This is a genomic window from Nitrospira sp. CMX1 (assembly GCF_054902215.1).
The window spans coordinates 40,720-59,671 of sequence record NZ_JBUBKD010000078.1 but is presented as its reverse complement, the minus strand read 5'-3'; the positions used below and the strand labels follow the sequence as shown (position 1 = coordinate 59,671).

The 18,952-nt window shown below is 52.8% G+C and carries 12 protein-coding genes; 7 read left to right on the top strand and 5 right to left on the bottom strand.

What is annotated here, in order from left to right; translation table 11 throughout:
- Positions 1 to 1,485: 1,485 nt before the first annotated feature.
- From ACYX34_RS19685 to ACYX34_RS19670, 4 genes are read left to right on the top strand one after another with little or no spacing between them, the layout of a single operon-like run.
- On the top strand, positions 1,486 to 6,726 hold the full coding sequence (locus tag ACYX34_RS19685; RefSeq protein WP_462078281.1) for a hypothetical protein: 5,241 nt from the start codon (positions 1,486 to 1,488) through the stop codon (positions 6,724 to 6,726).
- Between the two features lie 31 nt (positions 6,727 to 6,757).
- On the top strand, positions 6,758 to 8,776 hold the full coding sequence (locus ACYX34_RS19680) for a YncE family protein (RefSeq protein WP_462078280.1): 2,019 nt from the start codon (positions 6,758 to 6,760) through the stop codon (positions 8,774 to 8,776).
- Positions 8,777 to 8,783: 7 nt separating this feature from the next.
- Entirely contained in the window at positions 8,784 to 9,347 is a 564-nt protein-coding gene (locus ACYX34_RS19675) for an SCO family protein (protein WP_462078279.1), read from the top strand.
- A gap of 8 nt (positions 9,348 to 9,355) precedes the next feature.
- A complete protein-coding gene (locus ACYX34_RS19670) occupies positions 9,356 to 10,954 on the top strand; it encodes a cytochrome c/ABC transporter substrate-binding protein (protein WP_462078278.1) in 1,599 nt (532 codons plus the stop codon).
- A 453-nt stretch (positions 10,955 to 11,407) separates the two neighbouring features.
- On the opposite strand, the gene ACYX34_RS19665 is transcribed toward ACYX34_RS19670, so the two are convergent.
- From ACYX34_RS19665 to queG, 5 genes are all read right to left on the bottom strand, one after another.
- Positions 11,408 to 12,745, bottom strand: coding sequence for a sigma 54-interacting transcriptional regulator (locus ACYX34_RS19665; RefSeq protein ID WP_462078277.1), 1,338 nt, complete (start codon positions 12,743 to 12,745; stop codon positions 11,408 to 11,410).
- Positions 12,746 to 13,000: 255 nt separating this feature from the next.
- Complete coding sequence (locus ACYX34_RS19660; protein WP_462078276.1) at positions 13,001 to 13,459, bottom strand: c-type cytochrome; 459 nt, start codon at positions 13,457 to 13,459, stop codon at positions 13,001 to 13,003.
- A gap of 251 nt (positions 13,460 to 13,710) precedes the next feature.
- Entirely contained in the window at positions 13,711 to 14,154 is a 444-nt protein-coding gene (locus tag ACYX34_RS19655; RefSeq protein ID WP_462078275.1) for a group I truncated hemoglobin, read from the bottom strand.
- Positions 14,155 to 14,215: 61 nt separating this feature from the next.
- Positions 14,216 to 15,169 carry a multicopper oxidase domain-containing protein gene (locus ACYX34_RS19650; protein WP_462078274.1) on the bottom strand — a complete coding sequence of 318 codons (954 nt, stop codon included), beginning with the start codon at positions 15,167 to 15,169 and terminating at the stop codon, positions 14,216 to 14,218.
- A gap of 614 nt (positions 15,170 to 15,783) precedes the next feature.
- Positions 15,784 to 16,782 (bottom strand): tRNA epoxyqueuosine(34) reductase QueG, encoded by a 999-nt coding sequence (queG, locus tag ACYX34_RS19645; RefSeq protein ID WP_462078273.1) that lies wholly within the window; start codon positions 16,780 to 16,782, stop codon positions 15,784 to 15,786.
- 34 nt (positions 16,783 to 16,816) lie between these two features.
- Here queG and ACYX34_RS19640 point away from each other — a divergent pair, with 34 nt between their 5' ends.
- The 3 genes from ACYX34_RS19640 to ACYX34_RS19630 all read left to right on the top strand — a co-directional run bounded on the left by ACYX34_RS19640 (position 16,817) and on the right by ACYX34_RS19630 (position 18,950).
- Positions 16,817 to 17,011, top strand: a complete 195-nt coding sequence (locus ACYX34_RS19640; RefSeq protein ID WP_462078272.1) for a hypothetical protein — start codon at positions 16,817 to 16,819, stop codon at positions 17,009 to 17,011.
- A gap of 249 nt (positions 17,012 to 17,260) precedes the next feature.
- Complete coding sequence (locus ACYX34_RS19635) at positions 17,261 to 18,373, top strand: DGQHR domain-containing protein (protein ID WP_462078271.1); 1,113 nt, start codon at positions 17,261 to 17,263, stop codon at positions 18,371 to 18,373.
- On the top strand, positions 18,357 to 18,950 hold the full coding sequence (locus ACYX34_RS19630; protein ID WP_462078270.1) for an SRPBCC family protein: 594 nt from the start codon (positions 18,357 to 18,359) through the stop codon (positions 18,948 to 18,950). The genes ACYX34_RS19635 and ACYX34_RS19630 overlap by 17 nt, the downstream gene beginning before the upstream one ends.
- The last annotated feature ends 2 nt before the right edge of the window (positions 18,951 to 18,952 follow it).

The window sequence follows — 18,952 nt, the reverse complement described above, 5'->3', positions numbered from 1 at the left end:
ATTTGGGGTTGTATGACCTCTCCACATGTACCAATGAAGCAGGCCTATGAGCATGAAAAACCAACTTGCGAGCGGATCATTACAGCTGACGTAGTGGCTCTAGAACAAGTCTACTACTACAACCGATTCGGATCATTTAACCCCGCAGGGATTATGTATGCTCTTCGACGCGATGTTGTTCTCCAAGATGAGGTTCTGCAGGATTCAAAAGATCGCATTGAAATCATAAACGAAGATTTGGATGCACTATCGAATGATCATGAGATCCATATCCCGCTCAAGCCCCAAGCTGGCCAGGATGTCATGATTGTTAAGGACAAAAAAGGTGATGAAAAGAAAGTTGCATTGGCCGGTCACGTCAAACTCCGTTCTGATAAGCGACCACGTCCATTAGTCTTGCGTGCCAATGAGGGGGATTGCTTGCGAGTTACCTTCACCAACTTGCTGGCCCCTACTGCGGGTGGGCAAGAGGTAATGAATGATCCGGAATTCCGCCTGACCCATCCAGACAGGGTGATTGGAAATGAGAGTGATGAGACCAAAGGGGCTAAACATAAGAACGATACTGGAAGCAACAACGGCAATGTCGGAAAAGAACTAATCAGGGATGTAATCGACGGAGAAGAGCCTGCTACACGCCACGCATCGATGCATGTGAATGGCTTAAGTCTTGTCGACTCGATCGACTCGCAAGGGGTGAATGTTGGGATGAATCCCTCTTCCTTGGCCGCACCGGGCGAGACCAGAGTCTACACCTGGTACGCCAAGAAGGAAGGGACCTATTTCTTCTATTCCATGGGAGCGCCAGCCGGGGGGGAAGGGGATGGCGGCCAGCTTGGGTTGGGGCTCTTCGGATCCGTCAACGTGCAGCCCAAAGATGCGAAGTGGTATCGTTCGCAAGTCACTCACGAGGATCTTACAGAAGCGACGGTGAAACTGACTCGCTATGGCCAACCCAAGATCGATTATGAAAAGCTCTTTGAAAAGGGAAACTATAAGGGCGATCCAATTTTGAACATGCTGAAAGAAACTCGTCCGAGGAACGAGCGCGAAGTACCGGTGGGGAAAGGGCGTACGGCTCCATGCGCAAAGGAAGAATACCAGTACGAGCATGAGGAGGATCCGGTCAGCCATCTAGTGCGGTGGACCTGTGTAGCTCCAGCTGTCTATGAAATCGTGCACTCAGATTTGAATGCTGTTATCGATATCGAACGTGAAGACGATTGCGACCAACAGGGCGAAGGCCATGCCTGTGGGAAACCCTATCGTGAATTTACAGTGATCTTTCACGATGAAGTGACCGCCGTCCAAGCTTTTAAAGAATTGGACGAAGAAAACTCGCCGTTGAGCTCCCTCAGAGATGGGATGGGGATTAACTATGGAGCCTCAGGGGTTGGTCCGATGGTGGTGGCCAATCGGAAACAGATTGGCCCCGCACGGGATTGCGTCGAGTGCAAACTTGAGGAGTTTTTCTTAACTTCATGGGTGAACGGCGATCCGGCCATGGTTGTAGGCTATCGGCGAGACAAAGAGACCGGAAATCTGGTGCCGCAATGCCGGAAAAATAAGGATGGGACGGAAAAGAATTGCCAAGAGAAGGGGTCTGATCATCAAACAGCTCCAGTGATTCTTCCAGATGGAACGATCTTCAAGCGCCTTGATGATGAAAGTATCGAAAAGATTTTTCCGAATGGAACTCGCACCAAGGCACGTCCTGAAGAAATCACCTTCGAGTTTCCCTATCTCTATAAAAAGGAAGCCAAGTATCCAGACGATCCATCAAATGTCCATCATTCCTATCTTGGCGATCCAGTGCGATTCCGCAACATGCATGCTGGTCCAAAGGAGACGCATGTGTTTCACCTGCATGCTCATCAATGGGTCGAAGACAAGCACGATGCGTTATCGCATTATCTGGATTCACAAACAATTTCGCCAGGATCTACATTTAGCTACGAAGTGCATTATGGTGGCTCCGGAAATCGAAACTTAGGACCTGGCGATTCAATTTTCCACTGCCACCTTTATCCACATTTTGCGCAAGGCATGTGGGAACTGTGGCGAACGCATGACGTGTTCGAGGATGGGTTTTCTGGTGCCAAGGATAAGAATGGGAAGTTTAAGGGGGGAGTCTTTGACCCTAATAAGCCCATCAGTGAGACGAACAACCCTCGCTGGCGTAATCTTCCTGATGCTGAAATTGAAGAAGGTACGCCAAATCCCGCCATTGTTCCATTGCCTCGTGCTCCGTTGCCTCCTGTGCCGATGGTAGTGAAACAAACGGCGAAAGATGGAAAAGAGATAAATGAGGAGGATGCTTCAAAGAGTTTTAGAGGATATCCATTTTACATCGCAGCACAGAAGGGCCACAGGCCACCTCAGCCACCGCTGGACCTAGATGGAAAACAGGATAAAGAGACTTTACAGCGACATGTCATTGTCGGCGACAAAGGAATTTCCAAGGATGGCATCAATGCTGACGAACCTGCTCATGTCGTAAAAGATTCCAAAGGTGGGCCTGCTCCTATTCCGCCTCGCCAGACCTCAAGTGGTAAACCGTTGCTCTATGAGGACGGAAAAAATCTCTCAGATTACACAGCCCGTCGTGTCTATCGTGATAATCAAAACCCCGATTTCTTCGGGCTAGCCCGCCAATTGACGATAGCAGACATTAGAAGTCTTCCGGAAACAGGTACTAAGCAGGAAAACGCCGCAATGCAATTTCACGCTGGGATATTGCACCTTGAGAAGCACCATACTGACAAAGGTCACCCCGAAAGTCATGACGAACTAATCAAGCCCGGCAACTTAGGGTGGACCCACACGGCCTACAACTGGGATGCGCCGGGGTATTCAAGCTGTTTGCCTGATGGGACCTGCGATGATGAGAAAGGTACACGTGTGTTCTTCCGCGTCAATGGAGGTGGAAATGTCGGGCATGAACCAGCGACTGGCACAAGCAGGTTGGGAGATGGTGCAACAGGCGCTCCGTTTTCCAATCCATGCCCGAAGCATTACATCGATGAATTCGGACGTGTGAGCCCCGTGATGACACGAGAATACCGGGCGGTTTATATCCAGATGGATATGACAGTCAACAAAGCCGGATGGCACGATCCTCAGGCGCGATTTCCCGTGTTGGAAGAGGATGTGAAAGCAACATTGAATGGCTCACGTCCAACAGAACCATTGTTTTTCCGGGCCAACTCGGGGGAATGTATCGTCTTCAAGGCGACCAATTTGATCCCCAGTAATCTCAACTTGGATGATTTCCAGGTTTACTCACCGACCGACGTGATTGGGCAACATATTCATCTTGTGAAGTTCGATGTCACGTCATCAGATGGTTCTGGAAATGGTTGGAACTATGAAGACGGCACGTTGGCTGCCGATGAAGTGCGCGAGCGCATTATCGCTAATAACGCTTTTGTAAAGCTTTGTAAAGAACATCCTGAGAGCCCTATATGTCCAACAGACCCTAAGGTTAAGAAAGAGTTATCTCTGCTGAAGCCTAAAACACATCCCATTTTTCTCAAGAAAGGGGAGTTAGGTGCAAAGGAGGACGGGGCATTGGCTGGCGATACACGTGGTCAGTGCAGCGATATCACTAATAAGGAAGCAGATGATCGTGATCCTATTGGCCACCCTTGGTGTGGCGCTCAGACAACTATCCAGCGTTGGTGGGCTGACCCTGTGCTCAATGGGAAGCCTGGGGGGAAGTCTGATCAGAGGGATGTAAAGGATCGCACGCTTCGCACTGTATTCACCCATGATCACTTTGGGCCAAGTTCGCATCAACATCATGGTTTCTATGCGGCTCTTGTTGTTGAGCCGCGCAACTCAAAATGGTCCTTTCTCGATGGGCGAGATATGGGTGGAGCCGATGAAAAAGGGAACCCTCTTCGTGTCATAAATCCAGAGACTGGCAAGGAGCATCAAGATGGTGGTCCCACGTCTTATGCCGCCAACATCATTGTGCGCGATGGAGGGAAAGCCTGTTTGAATGCCAAATCTATGGAATGTAGCCCGCATCTCGATAATAAAAATAGTATCGATAGACTGAGAACAGGGCGGGAGTTCAATCTCGCTTTTGCAGATTTTGCGATTGTGTACACCTCCGACATGAAGAACGAAGATGAACCGGAAGGCAATAGATTTCGACCAGTGAATCCTCCGAACCATATCGAAGGAGGGGTATTAAATCCCGAGATACCTGGTCGGATTCCATCTCCAGAAGGGATTTCAACGAAAGATCCTGGCACGCAACTGATCAACTATAGAAACGAACCAATTCCGCTCCGAATCGGGGATTGGAGCAAGCCCAAAGAGTCTTCGAAAAAGGACGGACTGGTAAGTCCCTGGTCGTGTCTGCCGGTGATGGGAGATGTGAGCAAGAAGTCTTGCTTTGAGCAGAAGCTTGGTGATGAAGGCGACATGGCACACGTGTTCAGCTCAAAGCTCCATGACTATCAGGGGTACAAAGGTGCATCGCTTTTCACGGAGTGTCTCTTAGGAGTCTGTCCGAAGGATCGAGAAAATGAAGATCTGAAGAAGCGGACGGAGAATGAGAAGAATCGAATCGGCCGCCAGAAAGGTGATCCCGCTACGCCGTTGCTGCAAGCGTATGATGGCGACCGAGTCCAAATTCGACTCATTCAGGGGGCTCAAGAAGAGCAACATGTCTTTATAATGCATGGCGCGCGCTGGCTTGCTCAGCCTGATTCTCAAAATAGTGGGTATGTCAATGCGCAACACATCGGTATTTCTGAGCACTTTGAGTTTAATGACCGGATGCTTGGGTTATCCAACTTACCCTCTGGAGTACTCGGTCATGGAATCGAAGCGATTAAGTGTCAAAAACCCGGCGAACAACCATGCCGAACCGATCTCCTGCTGAGTTCAGCGGCGATGGATAATCTCTGGGATGGCCAGTGGGGTTTGATGCGGATTTACCCAGCAGAAGAAAATAATCTCAATCTCAATCGGATCATAGCACGACTGCCCGGCAATACAGATAAGAACCCCTTTACCGATGCTCTCAGTGCGCCAGGGTTGGATGAGCGACTTGATTCAGAAGCAGAGCCACCCGTGGTGAAGACGGAGAAGCGCTTCGTGCACGATCCGGTCGAGGCTTTTTGCAAAGACCCAACGCGGAAAGAGTTCCTCCAGACCTTTTCAGTTGAGGCCCGGATGGCTAAGGATCTACTGGGCGAAAAAGGGCTCGTGTACAACAAAGCATTTGGTATCACTGATCCTTACGCGATTCTCTTTGTTGAACAGAAAAATGTATCGGCTATCCAAAGCGGGAATCGAAGACTTGAACCTCTGATTCTTCGGGCACGGGCCGGAGATTGTATAGAGGTGACGCTCGTCAATAAGCTTCCTAAAGAGATGCCGGATGACCACAGATTCCTGATGGATGCCAACCCTTTAGATGATTTGAAGTTTCAACGTTGGCAGAAGACTTGGTCCTATAACATGCTGCCGCCTATTATTGAGGGCTTCAATTTTAACCAGGTTCGCTCTTCAAATCGTGTCGGGTTGCATGCGGGACTCCTCGATCAAAATACCAGGCGCCATGATGGAGCGCATGTCGGGTTCAACGAAGATTCAACTATCGAACCGAATGACAGTAAGACCTATCTCTGGTATGCAGGTGACCTGACTGGCCGGAAAGGCGGAATACGTGAAAGGCCGATTGAGTTTGGGGTTATTCCGCTGACAGATCAGGCAGACGTCATTAAACATCCTGCCCATGGAGCGATTGGTGCCTTGGTCATTGAGCCACAATGTTCGGAATTCAGGGTTGAAAAGGTTAAGGACAAGGACGGGGAAAAAGAGTCAAGTGCTGTTGCGACTGTAACCTGGTGGGAGCCAGAGAGAGAGGGTTCTCGGGATGGGAAATACGGAAAAGCCCCTCGGTGCCCAGCGAAGAAGCCAAATGAACGGACGAAGATGTCGACCTTTCAAAAGAAACTCGATACTATCCTGACCCCCGGTTCATGGACCAAAACCGATGATGAGCGTTTTGAGGGAGTCAATCGATTCAAGGAGTTCGTACTCCTCTACCAAGATGCACTGGCGCTCCAGCAGCATGGCCAGCCCATGCCAAACTTGAGAAACGGGGATGATGCTGAAGATTCAGGGCAAAAGGCTTTTAACTATCGTACTGAACCACTCTGGGCTCGATTAGGTGCCAGTGCTGCCGATGAGCCAGATGTGATGAGTGAATATGATTGGTCGAATGTGTTGAGTTCTAGGGTTGTACATGAGGGATGTTCAACTCCACCGTGCGATCCTGAAACACCTATTTTTGAGGTGGATGCCGGTGAGCCAGTACGGTTCCGTGTGGTTCATCCAGGCGGGCATCCGCGTCAGCATGCTCTAGCGATCTTTGGACACAATTGGTCGCTCAATCCGTGGGCTTATCGCTCCAGTGTTATGGGCTGGAACGAGGACAGTCCAACTAGGTTTGGGGCGACGAATGGCATTGGGCCTGGCCGTCATTTGAACATCCAAACAAGAGCAGGTGGTGACTGTGCGGTGAAAGGTGACTATTTGTACCGTACGCAGGAAGGATTCATGTTCGGCGGTGGTCTATGGGGAATTCTTCGGGTGAATAAGCCGGAGGACCCGGGCTGGTGGCGCCCTGGCATTCATCCACAGAATTTAGTTAAGCAAGATGATAATGCCTGTAAAGTTGTGTTGCCGGATGCCAATAAATAAGGGTTTATATCCATAACCGGAGAAGTCTGACGTGCGTGGGTTTGGTTTTGAGATCGTGAAGTTGACCGGGATCTGGGCAACAGGAGTTTTGCTTGCGAGCCAGGTCTGGGCCGATCCCTTGCTACAATCGAAGGTTGCACCGGCGCGAGAGGCGATTGCTTTGCAAGCGACGGCACTGGATCAGGTGCAACAGTTCGAGCAAGATGGGGTACGGATCGAATTCTCCTTGCGAGCTGTTGAAGCGAATAAAGAATATCTGGAGGCACAAGTCGGGCAAACAGCTCTGGCGCAGTTTGCCCTGCGAGACGCTCGCTCCGGGCAGCCGTTGTCGCTTGGACGACCCAAGGCGTGGATGAATGCCAGGTTGTCGGAGACGGTTGCCGGCGAGCGGACCTGTGCCGATAAAATTCGTGGCCTAGCCAGTGGGCAACTGGGAAGCCGTCCTGAGGTGGATCTCAATAGCTATGCGATTGCCACATTGAACCACGATAAGACGATCACCTTCATCAATCCCCATGTAGCCTTTAGCCCTACCAAACTGGAACATATTATCTCGTTGCCAGGTATTGGTACGGATTGGCTCCAGACTATGGACGGTCGATTTCTGTATGTAACGCTTTCGGATGAAGGCATCATCGCCGTCATCGACACGACGACCTATCGGCTGATCCAGACGATTTCAACCGGGGCTGGTTCGCGGCCCACTCGCTTGGCGCTTCAGCCGGACGGACGTGCTGTCTGGGTGGGGTTGGACGGCACGGCACAGGTTGTAACGATTGACACGGAAACCCATGTCATTGCCAAGGTGATTGCTGTAGGAGCGGGCACACATACTCTCGCGTTTAGCCAAGACAGCTCCTATCTTGCGGTTACGAACAGTGAAGCGAACACGGTTTCGATGATCGATCTCCGCATAGCTGCTGTCACGGTCACAGTGCCTGTTGGGAAAACACCAGTCACGGTAGCGTATGGGGCGGCAGCGAAGCGCTTTTATGTGGGATCGTTAAATGACACGATGATTGAGGTTCTCGATCCAGCTACGCCTCGCAGCGTGGGGACGATCCCAACGAAGCAGGGGGTGGTTGCACTGCGATTCGAACCGACCGGTCGTTTTGCCGTATTCGTGAATCAACTCGACAGCACCCTGTCGGTAATCGATACAGCCACGAATGGGGTCATCGGCTCCATGACAGTCGTCAAGGATCCCGATCAAGTGACCTTCACCGAGCGATACGCCTATGTGCGTGGAATCGAATCTGAAAAGTTCTCGTTGATCGATCTGGCGGATCTTCGTAAAGGAAAACCGGCGTCGGTCGAGATTCAAGCCGGACAACATGCACCCAGTATGGTTCCCGATCAGCTCGGGATCGCCGATATGCTCGTGCCGGCGCCGGAAGGGAACGCAGTCCTGGTAGCGAATGCGCCAGATCAAACCCTCTATTTCTATCAAGAGGGTATGATGGCGCCGATGGGGACATTCTCCAATTACAAGCGGATGCCCCGCGGTATTTTAGCCCTTGATCGAAGCTTGAAGGAAGTGGCGCCGGGTGTGTACCGAGCTCCGGTCACGTTCTCAAAAGCTGGGCGATACGACGTGCCAATCCTCATTGATCGTCCGAGGACTATGCATTGTTTTCAAGCAACCGTGCGAGAATCGTTAGACGGAGCTTCCTCTGCGGCAGCACCACGTCCCCCCGTCATCCGTACGGATGTTGGTACTGCACCGGTCCAAGTTCGCGTCCCTACCGCCATGACTTTCATGGTACTCGATGCAGCCACTCAGCAACCGATTGTCGGCCTGCGCGATGTCCAAGTCTTGGTGTTTGAACCGCCGGGAACTTGGCAGCAGCGGCACTATGCCCGTGAGGTTGAACCGGGACGCTATAGAGTGACTCAGTCTTTCCCGCATGCCGGGGAATATCGAGTCATGGTGCAGACGGTATCGGGTCATCTGCGCTATGCCCAGGGGACGGCTGTGGTGCAACGCGTGACTTCAGCTGCACCGACTGCAGAGAAAAAGATGCAGCGGGCAGAAGGGGTTCGACGTTGAAGTGGTCATGACTCGTCATTTCTTTGGAGTGGTACTCGGTTGTTGGATGTTGAGTGCTGGAGCAATTGCCTTCGCTGAAATTTCAACACCAGTTATTCCTGATGTTGAAGTAATCGATCAGAATGGCAGCACCCATCGTCTGTATTCCGATCTGATTAAGGGGAATACTGTCGCAATCACGTTTCTGTTTACTTCTTGCCAGACGAGTTGTCCGGCAATGACGGGCCTGTTCGGTGCGGTGCAGCAAAAGCTTCAGGGCACCCGACATTCCTTGGTCACGCTCCTTTCAATCAGTGTCGATCCTGCCACTGATCGGCCGGCGCAGCTGAAAGCCGTTGCCAATAAATTCGGTGCCAAGCCCGGCTGGTATTTCTTGACCGGGTCTTCTCAGGATCTGACCCGTGTGTTGACCGCATTCGATGCCAAGTCGCCGCAGCGGGTGGATCATCCGTCTCTCATTCTCGTTGGGAACGATGCGACTGGACAATGGACCAGACATTATGGCCTGGCCTCTGTTCCAATGGTAATGGATCTCATTGACTCAGTGAATGGTTCTACGGCGCATCGTTGATTGATTGAATGCCGATCACGTCTCTCTTCGTTGCACTTCTTTCTCTCTTCTCGTTGATGAGCACGATTGCGATGCCAGGAGAGAGTCGTGCCTGGGATGATCCGCTCACGCCTGATGAACGTCTGGGGCGACGTATCTATCATCAAGGCAGTGTCGAGTCTGGCTCGGAATTACTAGTAAGCTTTGTAGGAGTTGATGGCGATCTCTCCGCCACGCTCTTCAGATGTGTCCAATGCCACGGCGTAGAAGGACAGGGGACTCAAGAAGGAGGGCTACGCGTGCCGCCGCTCACACCGGCGGTTTTACGAAGTTCCCATGAGTCACGTCAGACCGGCCAGTCGCGCGCGGCGTACACAGACCAGACACTGGCTCGCGCGATTACGCAAGGGGTTGACACTGTCGGACAGCCGCTCCATTCCGGCATGCCGCGTTATCACCTCACTGATCATCAGGCAGCTGCAGTAGTGGCTTATCTCAAAAAACTCGGAGCTGATGACGACAGCGATCCAGGTGTGACGGCAACGACCATCACTGTTGGCGCTGCGCTTCCACTCTCTGGGCCATTGGCTTCCATTGGACATGATGCACAAGCGGTTCTGCAGGGATATTTTCGTGCCGTGAACGAACGGGGCGGGATCTATGGGCGACAGATTGAGTTGATCAGTGAGGATTCCGGGAAGGATGTTTCGCAAGGGGTCGCAACCGAGCAGCTGATCAAGACGGAGCAGGCCTTTGCACTCGTCGGAAGTTTCGAATCGGGAGACACATCCAAGACGCATCGTCTGCTCGAACATGAGGCTGTACCCTTGATCGGCCCCCTGGTCTTGTCTCCACAACCCGCTGATCCACCGAATCCATACGTGTTCTATTCGCTGCCCGGTTTCGATATCCAATACCGGGTGCTGTTGGACTTCTTGGCCTCTCAATCTCATTCATCGGCGGGTCAGGATCGTCCCAGAGTTGCGATTGTGTCCCCACCAAAGACTCCGATCTTGAATGCGGTCCTTACATCGGTGAGACGAAAGGCCATGCACATCGTGATTGAGCACGAGTACGGGCGTGGGGCCGTCGGTGGAAGTGGACTGATGAGACGGCTGAAAGACGAGCATATCGATGCCGTCGTATTTGTCGGCAGCGGCGAGGACTTTCTGATGCTTGCCCAAGAGTTGGATCGCCAGCACCTCTCGCCGATGTTGTTGGCGCCTGCTGGGATGGTAGGGCATAAGGCATTTGCCGTTCCGTCTCAACTGAAGTCCAAAGTCGTGCTTGCTGCGGCGATTCAGCCGCCGACAGAACAAGATCTTGCTGACCTGCAGCGGATTGTGGGGCAACACCAGTTGCACAACCTAGGATTTGCACGAATGGCGCAGGGAGCTGCCGCTATGCTGACTAACGCGCTGATGCAGGTTGGTCGGCATGTGACGAGGAGCGTCTTAATGGATAGACTCGAACACTTTCGTGAGCAGGATACAGGAGCTGGATTTACGCTGACTTATGGGCCACACAGACGAATCGGGAGCGTCCGTGTTCGTCTGTTCCACGTCGCGTCCGACTCGTCTAGTTTTATTCCAGCTACCGAGTGGGTGGTCCCACAGGATCCTTCATAGCTGTAACAGGGGTCTCGCCCACCATCAGTTGGTGCGATAGATTGTCTTGTCGCTGGTATTGTTTCTGATCCACCTCGTATCGGATCAGATACACACTTGATTCAATCACGTGGACATTCAGTCGATCCGTCATGACCTATCTCATGCAGTGGACGATTTTGCCAGTCGATGTAACATACGGTGTGTGGAACTACGTTTGCATCTTCCGCAAGTGTCCAGCGGCCCATCATGGTTCTTTCAAATCGTTCTCGTATATCCCGGAGGTTGTAATGCGAAGGTCAAAACCCATTGATAAGCAGGGTTCAAGAACACTCGATGTGAAGCGGCTCACAGAGTTGGAGTATGAGAACAGTCTCCTCAAGCTTCTGTATATGGATCTGTTGCAGAAATTTTCAGCCCTGAAGGATGGATTTATTCGCAGCGGGGGGGCTGCGAGACGGAGAGAGTGTCAGCCTACTGGAGGTGATGCTTCGCCATGCGGTAGCGGAGGGTATTGCGGGTCATCTTGAGAAGACGGCTGGCTTCTGAGACGTTGCCCGATGCCTTCTGTAACGCTTCTTCCAGCAACTTCTTTTCCATCTCTTGAAACGAGAGTCCAAAGGCGAGGAGCGATGGGATGAGGTCAGGACTTTGGTGGTCGGTTGCCGGACCCACCTGTATGGATGTCGGTAGGTGATGCGGTTGGATCACCTCGTCTTTACAGGTGATCGTGAGCCATTCAACGACATTGTGGAGTTCTCGGACATTGCCTGGCCACGTGTGACTTCTGAGGACCGTCAGCGCGGATGGGGCAATGGCCTTCACACGGCATCCGCGTTCCTTTCTGGCTCGCTCTAAGAAGATCAAGAGAATCGGTTCAATATCTTCAGACCGTTCGCGGAGCGATGGAATGCGGAGTTGATACACGTTTAATCGATAGTAGAGATCAAGGCGGAAACGTCCGGCTTTGATATGGGCGAGCAGATCTTCGTTGGTTGCCGCGAGGATTCGGATATTGATCTTGTGACTCTGGGTATCGCCCAGAGGATCAACGGTGCGGTTTTCCAGCACACGGAGGAGCTTGGCTTGAGCAGTGGGACTCATTTCTCCGATCTCGTCGAGAAAAAGCGTACCGCCCTCCGCCATTTGGAATCGTCCGGGTTTGGCTCGTTTGGCATCGGTAAAGGCTCCTGGTTCATAGCCGAACAGTTCCGCTTCTAAGAGATGTTCCGGGATCCCGGCGCAATTGAGGGCAACCAATGGACCATGGGCTCGGAGGCTGGAGTAGTGGATGGCCTCTGCAAACAATTCCTTTCCGGTTCCGCTCTCTCCGGTGATAAGGACAGTGGCGTCGGTTACGGCCACTTCTTTGGCCAGGTGCTTCATCAAGTTCATCTGAGGGGAGACACTGACGATGGGGGCGAAGGGATCTCGTGGTGCAGTAGAACTCATGGGAAGAGACCGTCTGAGGGTACGGCCGATCGCAGTCCGTAGATCTGCCGGAAGCAAGGGCTTTGTCAGGTAGTCGGCTGCCCCGATCCGCATGATGTCGACGGCATCTTTGACGGAGTGACGGTCTCCGATTACCAGCACAGGCGGGGAAGAAGGTAGCTGTCCGGCATATTCAAAGAGCGGCACGAGCGTAGAGGACGTTCCTTCGCTGATCACCAGTCGGGGGGAAATCGTCGACCACTGTGCGAGCCCCTCTGCGATGGTCGGTGCTGATTGAACACTGATCTGTGGTATGGCAGCTTCGACAAGCTGTCTGAGCTGGGGATCCTTCGAAATGAGAAGCGCTATCTTACGGTTCATCGGAGTACTCCTCGGCCTTGCCTCCTCTGGAACCATCAAAACCTAGTATAGCGTACACCTCTCGCTATACAGAAAAAAAGGGGAAAGCGCGTCGACCGTGAACTGGATAGCCGGGAAGGGGTGCTGGTCAGTGAGTATGTCGTGCAGGAAACTCTCTCAAAATAGGAAAAGTGATTGAAGGATTCATCGAGGCGAGAGAAAACCATGGGGCTGTAGGTCGAACGAGTCGACCTACAGCCCCATACAAACTAACTGTTATTCTTTGTCCTTACAGAAGCTTCGCTCGTAAGCGATGATCGTCCAGGCTTCTTCCTCGGTGAGGATATTCCCCTTCACCAGAGCAGGCATACCGGTACCAGGGCTTCCGTTCTTCACGACCCAGAACAGTTCCCCGTCGTTCCGCTTCTTGTGAAATTTGCAATTGGTAAAGTTTCGTGGACCTGGTGTGAGCAGCATTCCTCCCGCACCGTCACCCTCGCCACTCTGACCGTGACAATTTGCGCAGGTGCCTTTGCCTTCATAGAGATCCTTGCCCTTTGCGAGGACGTCAGGAGTCACGGTGATCGGACTCTTCAGTTTTCGTGCATCCCCACGTTCGGCGTCTGGAACACGCGGCTTCAGAGGATCGGACTCGGGGCCGGACCAACTTGCCGTACTCCACATGGCAATGGCAATGAAACTACACAACGTCACAATCACACGCTTCCCGCTCATGGCTCCTCCTTGGTGATACCACTGAATGTTACAGCTACATGCTTGTTCGTGCTGCGTGGTAGTTGGCGCACGAAAATCGGTACATCATAACACGACAATGTCCTAAGTGGCAGTGCCCCTCTCTCGGAGAAATTGCCTGGATCTGAGATTGGGAAGGTGTGGGTCTACCAGCCTGAGGACCGCGTCAACCAGGACCTCGCGGTCCTGGTTGACGGGAAAAACTACATTGCAGTGTCGGGCATTGTCAGTCGTTACTTTGCTTCGACAATGTCACTCTTCATCGGTCCAAGAATGGCCAGGAGCTCGCCCTTTTCCTTTGCTGGAACGTTGAAGGTATCCAATGCACTGACCAGGTCCTCCACGAGAGCGCCGAAAGCGGCGTCGGTGACCTTCATGCCCTTGTGCGTGGTCTTCATATCCCGACCGGAGTAGCTGCAGGGCCCACCGGTTGCCATACAGACCTGTTCAACCAAGAGCTTGTTGAGCTTCTTGAGGTCGGTGGTGGCAAAATAGCTATTGATCCGCTTGTCACCGCCCACGTTGCCGATGAATTTGGTGACGACGGCTTGAATCGCGCCTTGTCCGCCGAGACGCTCATAGAGCGACGCCTCTGCGGCAAAGGACGTGGCGCTGCTCAGCGTCCAAGCAGCCGCGACGGCAACGACCATACTCATAATCTTCTTGCTCAACGACATATCATCTACTCCTTTGTATGAGAATGAATGGACTGTTAAATCTCCGTACCCCGCTCATTCATTACGGGTTCCAGGGAGTGTTGGGCATCAACTGACCCTTATAGTCCTTGGGATTCTGGTTGGCGATCACCACCGCAATCGCACCGCGTAGGGCACTCGTTAAGGAGTGGGTCACAACCGGATAGGCTCCCGGGTTATCCGCGATCATATCAAAGGTGGCAGCGCTGCCTGGACCGACCACATAGGTCTGGACCCCCGTGAACTTGTTCGCCGGGTTGCCGCTCTCGTAGACATTATCCCAGATTTCAGCGATCGGATGAAGTGCAGAGAACTCGTTCGGGCCGGCATTCACGAAATAGATCCGCACCCGCTCGCCGACCTTGACTTCCAAGGGCTCTCCGCCTGGGAAGAAGGGATGGTACTTAAAGACACCGCCGTTGAAGATCGTGTAATCAAATTTCCGATCAAACATCCCTTGAACGTTGTCCGGGTTCTTCCAGAGCTCGGATTGCACCAAAACGAATTCACGATCGGCCTTTGGCCAGGCACTGGCATCCTTCGGATCCACGATGATGGCACCGAACATGCCACGGGCGACGTGTTGGATCATGGGGCTTGCACCGCAGTGGTAGAAGAACACGCCTGGCTTCTTCGCCACAAAGGAATACTTGTGCGTCTCGCCCGCTGAAACGGTCTTATGATAGTTCTTCAAGAAGTCGAGCTCGGCCGCATGGAAGTCCATGGAATGTGGGAACGAGTTATTCTTGTCGCCGATCAGGGTAAAGTTCACCGTGTCGCCTTCGGTGACCCGCACGACTGGGCCGGGCATCTGTCCGTTGAACGTCCAGGCCTTGTATTTTGTCCCGTTTCCGTCAATGACAATTTCCGTTTCCATTGCGGTAAACGTGACCTCATGAACCTTGGCCCCGGCGGACCCTGGCATTGTAATACATCCACTGGCTCCCAGTAGGACAGCAAGTCCTAGGGTGGATGCGAGTAAACGAAACCTCTGCATAATAGCCTCCCTTTAGTTTGGTTTTATGGCACAGAAAGCGATGCAGCGAGCGAGCACGGTCAATTGCGTCCCTCCTAACTCACTCGTCGAGCAGTCGCCGGGTCAACTATCTATCAAATTCTGATGGGAAAGTACAACACATATGGCTTCTTCTGGCCTCTCATGAAATTTCTCTGGTCACACCCGTACCTCAGTTATCATGGCCTGGACCGTAAGAGACACCAGTCTTTTTCCCCCTACGCACAATATGTGCCATGGACATGACTTACGACGATGCTTGGCTGGCTTCAGTCATCGCTTCAAAAAATCAGAGGTCTTTCTGAGCATTTGGTGAGGCAGCCATTTGGAAGTATCGATTTCGATCGTTCGAGTGAGCAGGGTAAAAGAGGGAGTGGAGAATCTAAAGAGATACACCCTGTATCTAATTCGATTCATGCTACAACCTAGGCGGAGTAGCCTAATCTGACTGGTTTTACACATCTCATTCAGTGTTGCAGTGTTGTTGGATATGTCGCAATTCGGATGATGCGCTCATCCCGAGAGTAAGGGGGCTGGAGCTGGTGGGCATTGCTAAGGAGTGCGGTATTCAAAATCGGCTCAGAGGGTTGAGGAGTTTATGAATGGGGCATATTGTTCTGTGCAATGGCGACATTTCGACGGAACCCATGGATCTTTGCCCGTCGAATCGGACTCTGTTGAAACAGGGTTACGAAGGTCTGTTCATCGAGCCGAGAAAGTGCATCCAAACTCGGTGCGAGGGTGACCGAAGAAGGTTGGAATGTGGCCTCGTGGGTCGGTTCAGCGCGCAAATTAAAAGGGCACACATCGAGGCAATCGTCACACCCGAAGATCTTGTTGCCCATGCCCACTTGTAGTTCATGAGGAATGGTGGTCTCATCGCCGCGCCATTCAATGGTGAGGTAGGAGATACAACGAGTGGCATCGACCACATAGGGTTGCACGATCGCGTTTGTCGGGCAGGCCTGAATGCACAGGGTACAACTGCCACAAAGATCGGTCGCCGGTTCGTCCGGGCTGAGTTCCAATGTGGTCAGCACTTCTCCCAACAAGAGCCACGAGCCATGGTCGGCTGACACGAGATTGGAGTGTTTCCCGATCCATCCCAGACCGGCCCGTTCCGCCCAGGCCTTTTCCATAATAGGCCCGGTATCCACGTAAGACCGGGTTTGCGCCTCAGGCGCAAGGGTGGAAATTCGTGCTTCCAGCTGACTGAGCCTTTTGCTCACTACCTTGTGGTAGTCCTTTCCCCAGGCATACCGGGCGATGCGACCATATCCAGGCTGTTCGTTCGCGCGATGTTCGGTGAGGTAGGTCATGCCGACGGAGATGATCGATCGACAACCAGGAAGGACCTGGCGGGGATCGGCACGTCTCTCCGGTGTTCGTTCCAGCCAGACCATGGTCCCGTGATGGCCTCGCTGAAGCCACTCCGTCAGGCGATCAAAGAGACGCCGGAGAAAAGGTGATTCAGCCGGAGGTGCTTGTCCGGTAGCAGGATTGCTTGATCCTTGCTCGTCAGACACCTGCGTGATCCCGACCGCGTCGAATCCCAAGGCCCGTGCTTCTTGTTTGATGATTTCTGCGAGAGACATGGAGGACAGGTGGACGGATTACTGAGAAGTGCACATGAACCGAACGCTGAACTTGACCGAGCAATGGACAGACTGGCATTGGCCGCACGCACCAGTGATCGTGGTCTTCCAGTTGGTTCCCTTTTCATCGAACCGACACTGGAGCTGGCCACCTTTAGAGATCGTCGTCCACGGATGTGTGGTTCCCGGTATCGTGGCGACCTGGCATCCTTCCGGGAACGGAACCTGACAGGGGCGTGCGGTCTCACCTTTATCCATGGCGAAGCTGCATGACAACTCTGTGGTTGCTCCCGCGTCCTCCATCTCTTGAGCATGAGAGGGAGAAGCCGGCATTATCAGCAGAAGAGCAACCCAGAACGGGAATGTGCCGTGTCGTGATCTCATGGTTGGAGATGCTAGCACAGTCCTTTGTCTTGCGGCCATGAGGGAGCGCGCGTAGAATCACCACCAGCTTCGGTTCCTACCCAAGGGAGGTCGTATGCTGGCGACGCGAATTACCCAGAAGGAAGGGACGTTTTATTTCATTGCCTACAACGCCGGTGATTTGTTGGAAAAGGTTCGCTTCACGAGCCGGTACTATTTTGAAGGCGAAGAAATTGCGCAAACGAAGATTGCCGAACACGATGAGGTCGCGCAATTCATTGCGGGGATTGAGCGGAGTGAAAAGGGGTTTCAGCGGGTCCTGAACCGGCAGAAGGTCAAACAGATCGTCAATTTTTATGAGACCGTCGTGGCGCAACCGATGATTCCCGGCACGGTGTTGCTCTTTACCGATGAAACGCTTCGTTTCCAAAAGGTGGAAGGTTCGGAGTCGATCGGCCACTTGAGCGAGCCAAAAGGCAAGTACCTGGTCATTGATGGACAGCATCGTCTCGCCGGACTCCATTTTTTCCACGAGAAACATCCGGACCAGAGCAGGCAGGTCGAAGTGCCCTGTCTCTTGTTCGACGGGCGGAGTGCCGATTTTGCGACGGAGATGTTCGTGATCATCAACTCCACCCACACGCGTATCAACCGATCACATCTGGTCGATCTCTATGAGAAGGTGTCTTGGGAGAGTCCTGAAAAGAAGTTCACCGCCAAAGTCGTCAATCTGCTTTACAGCGAGTCCGACTCGCCGCTGCAGTACAAGATCAACCGCCTTGGAGGACGGAGTAAGCAGGAAAAATGGATTCTTCAGTCCGAGGTATTCAACGAACTCTTAAAAGTGGTGACGGCCCATAAGCGTTGGATCGAGTCACATTTAGACATGAAGGCCGATCGGTGCTATGCGTTGGTGCGAGACTATCTCAAAGGTGTCAAGGATGTAATGGGTGAGATCTGGGGACAGAACGAGCGCTATATGTTCACGCGCGACGTTTCCCTCAAGGCGTTGATCCGGGTGCTGGACGACCTGATTGTGGATCGTAAACTCATCAGCGCCTGGGAGGACCAACGCTCACATCAACCGTTCGCTGAGCTGGTGAAACCTTGGGCCACGCTCACCAAGGATTTCCGTGCCGATGGTTTTTACGAACGGTTCCCTGCCAAAGGTCAACTTGAACGGGTTCGCAAGATTCACCAACGGCTGCTGGATGCGATTGTGGGATAGACGCAGTGCTGTCCTACTGGTGGTCCTGTGTCTGCTGATCAGTCAGAGTCTTCCGTCGACGTTCGTCGCAGGGCCAGGTGGTGCATGGGCAGCGGATACTGATCGCCTGGATGTCACGATCGAGCCAAAGGGTGGAGTTCGGGCGACGGCCAAAGTGCTCTTCCCAGCCAAACCGGCGATCGTTCAAGTGTTGTTGACCGATTATCAGCACTGGCCCGAGTTATTTGAAACACCCATGCGGGTGGCTGAGGTGAACGTTCACGAGGGGGTGGCGACCGTCGATCTGCGCATTACACATTCTGTGATGCCGGGTGAACACCGACTGGTGACGGAATCAAGGGCTTTGTCGAACGGTGTCCTGTCCACGGATCTCAAGGCCGGCGATTTCAAGCGCTATCATCGGGTGTGGACGTTGCAGCCGGTGGGAGATGGGAATCAGACGTCGGCAGGTTTCGAGCTGGTTGTTCAGCCGGCCTTCATGGTGCCTGATTGGCTTGTGGCGATGGTGACCAGACAAGAATTGGAAACGCACTTCCGTCTCGTCAAGCAGAAGCTTCTCGAACAGGCCACACGATAATT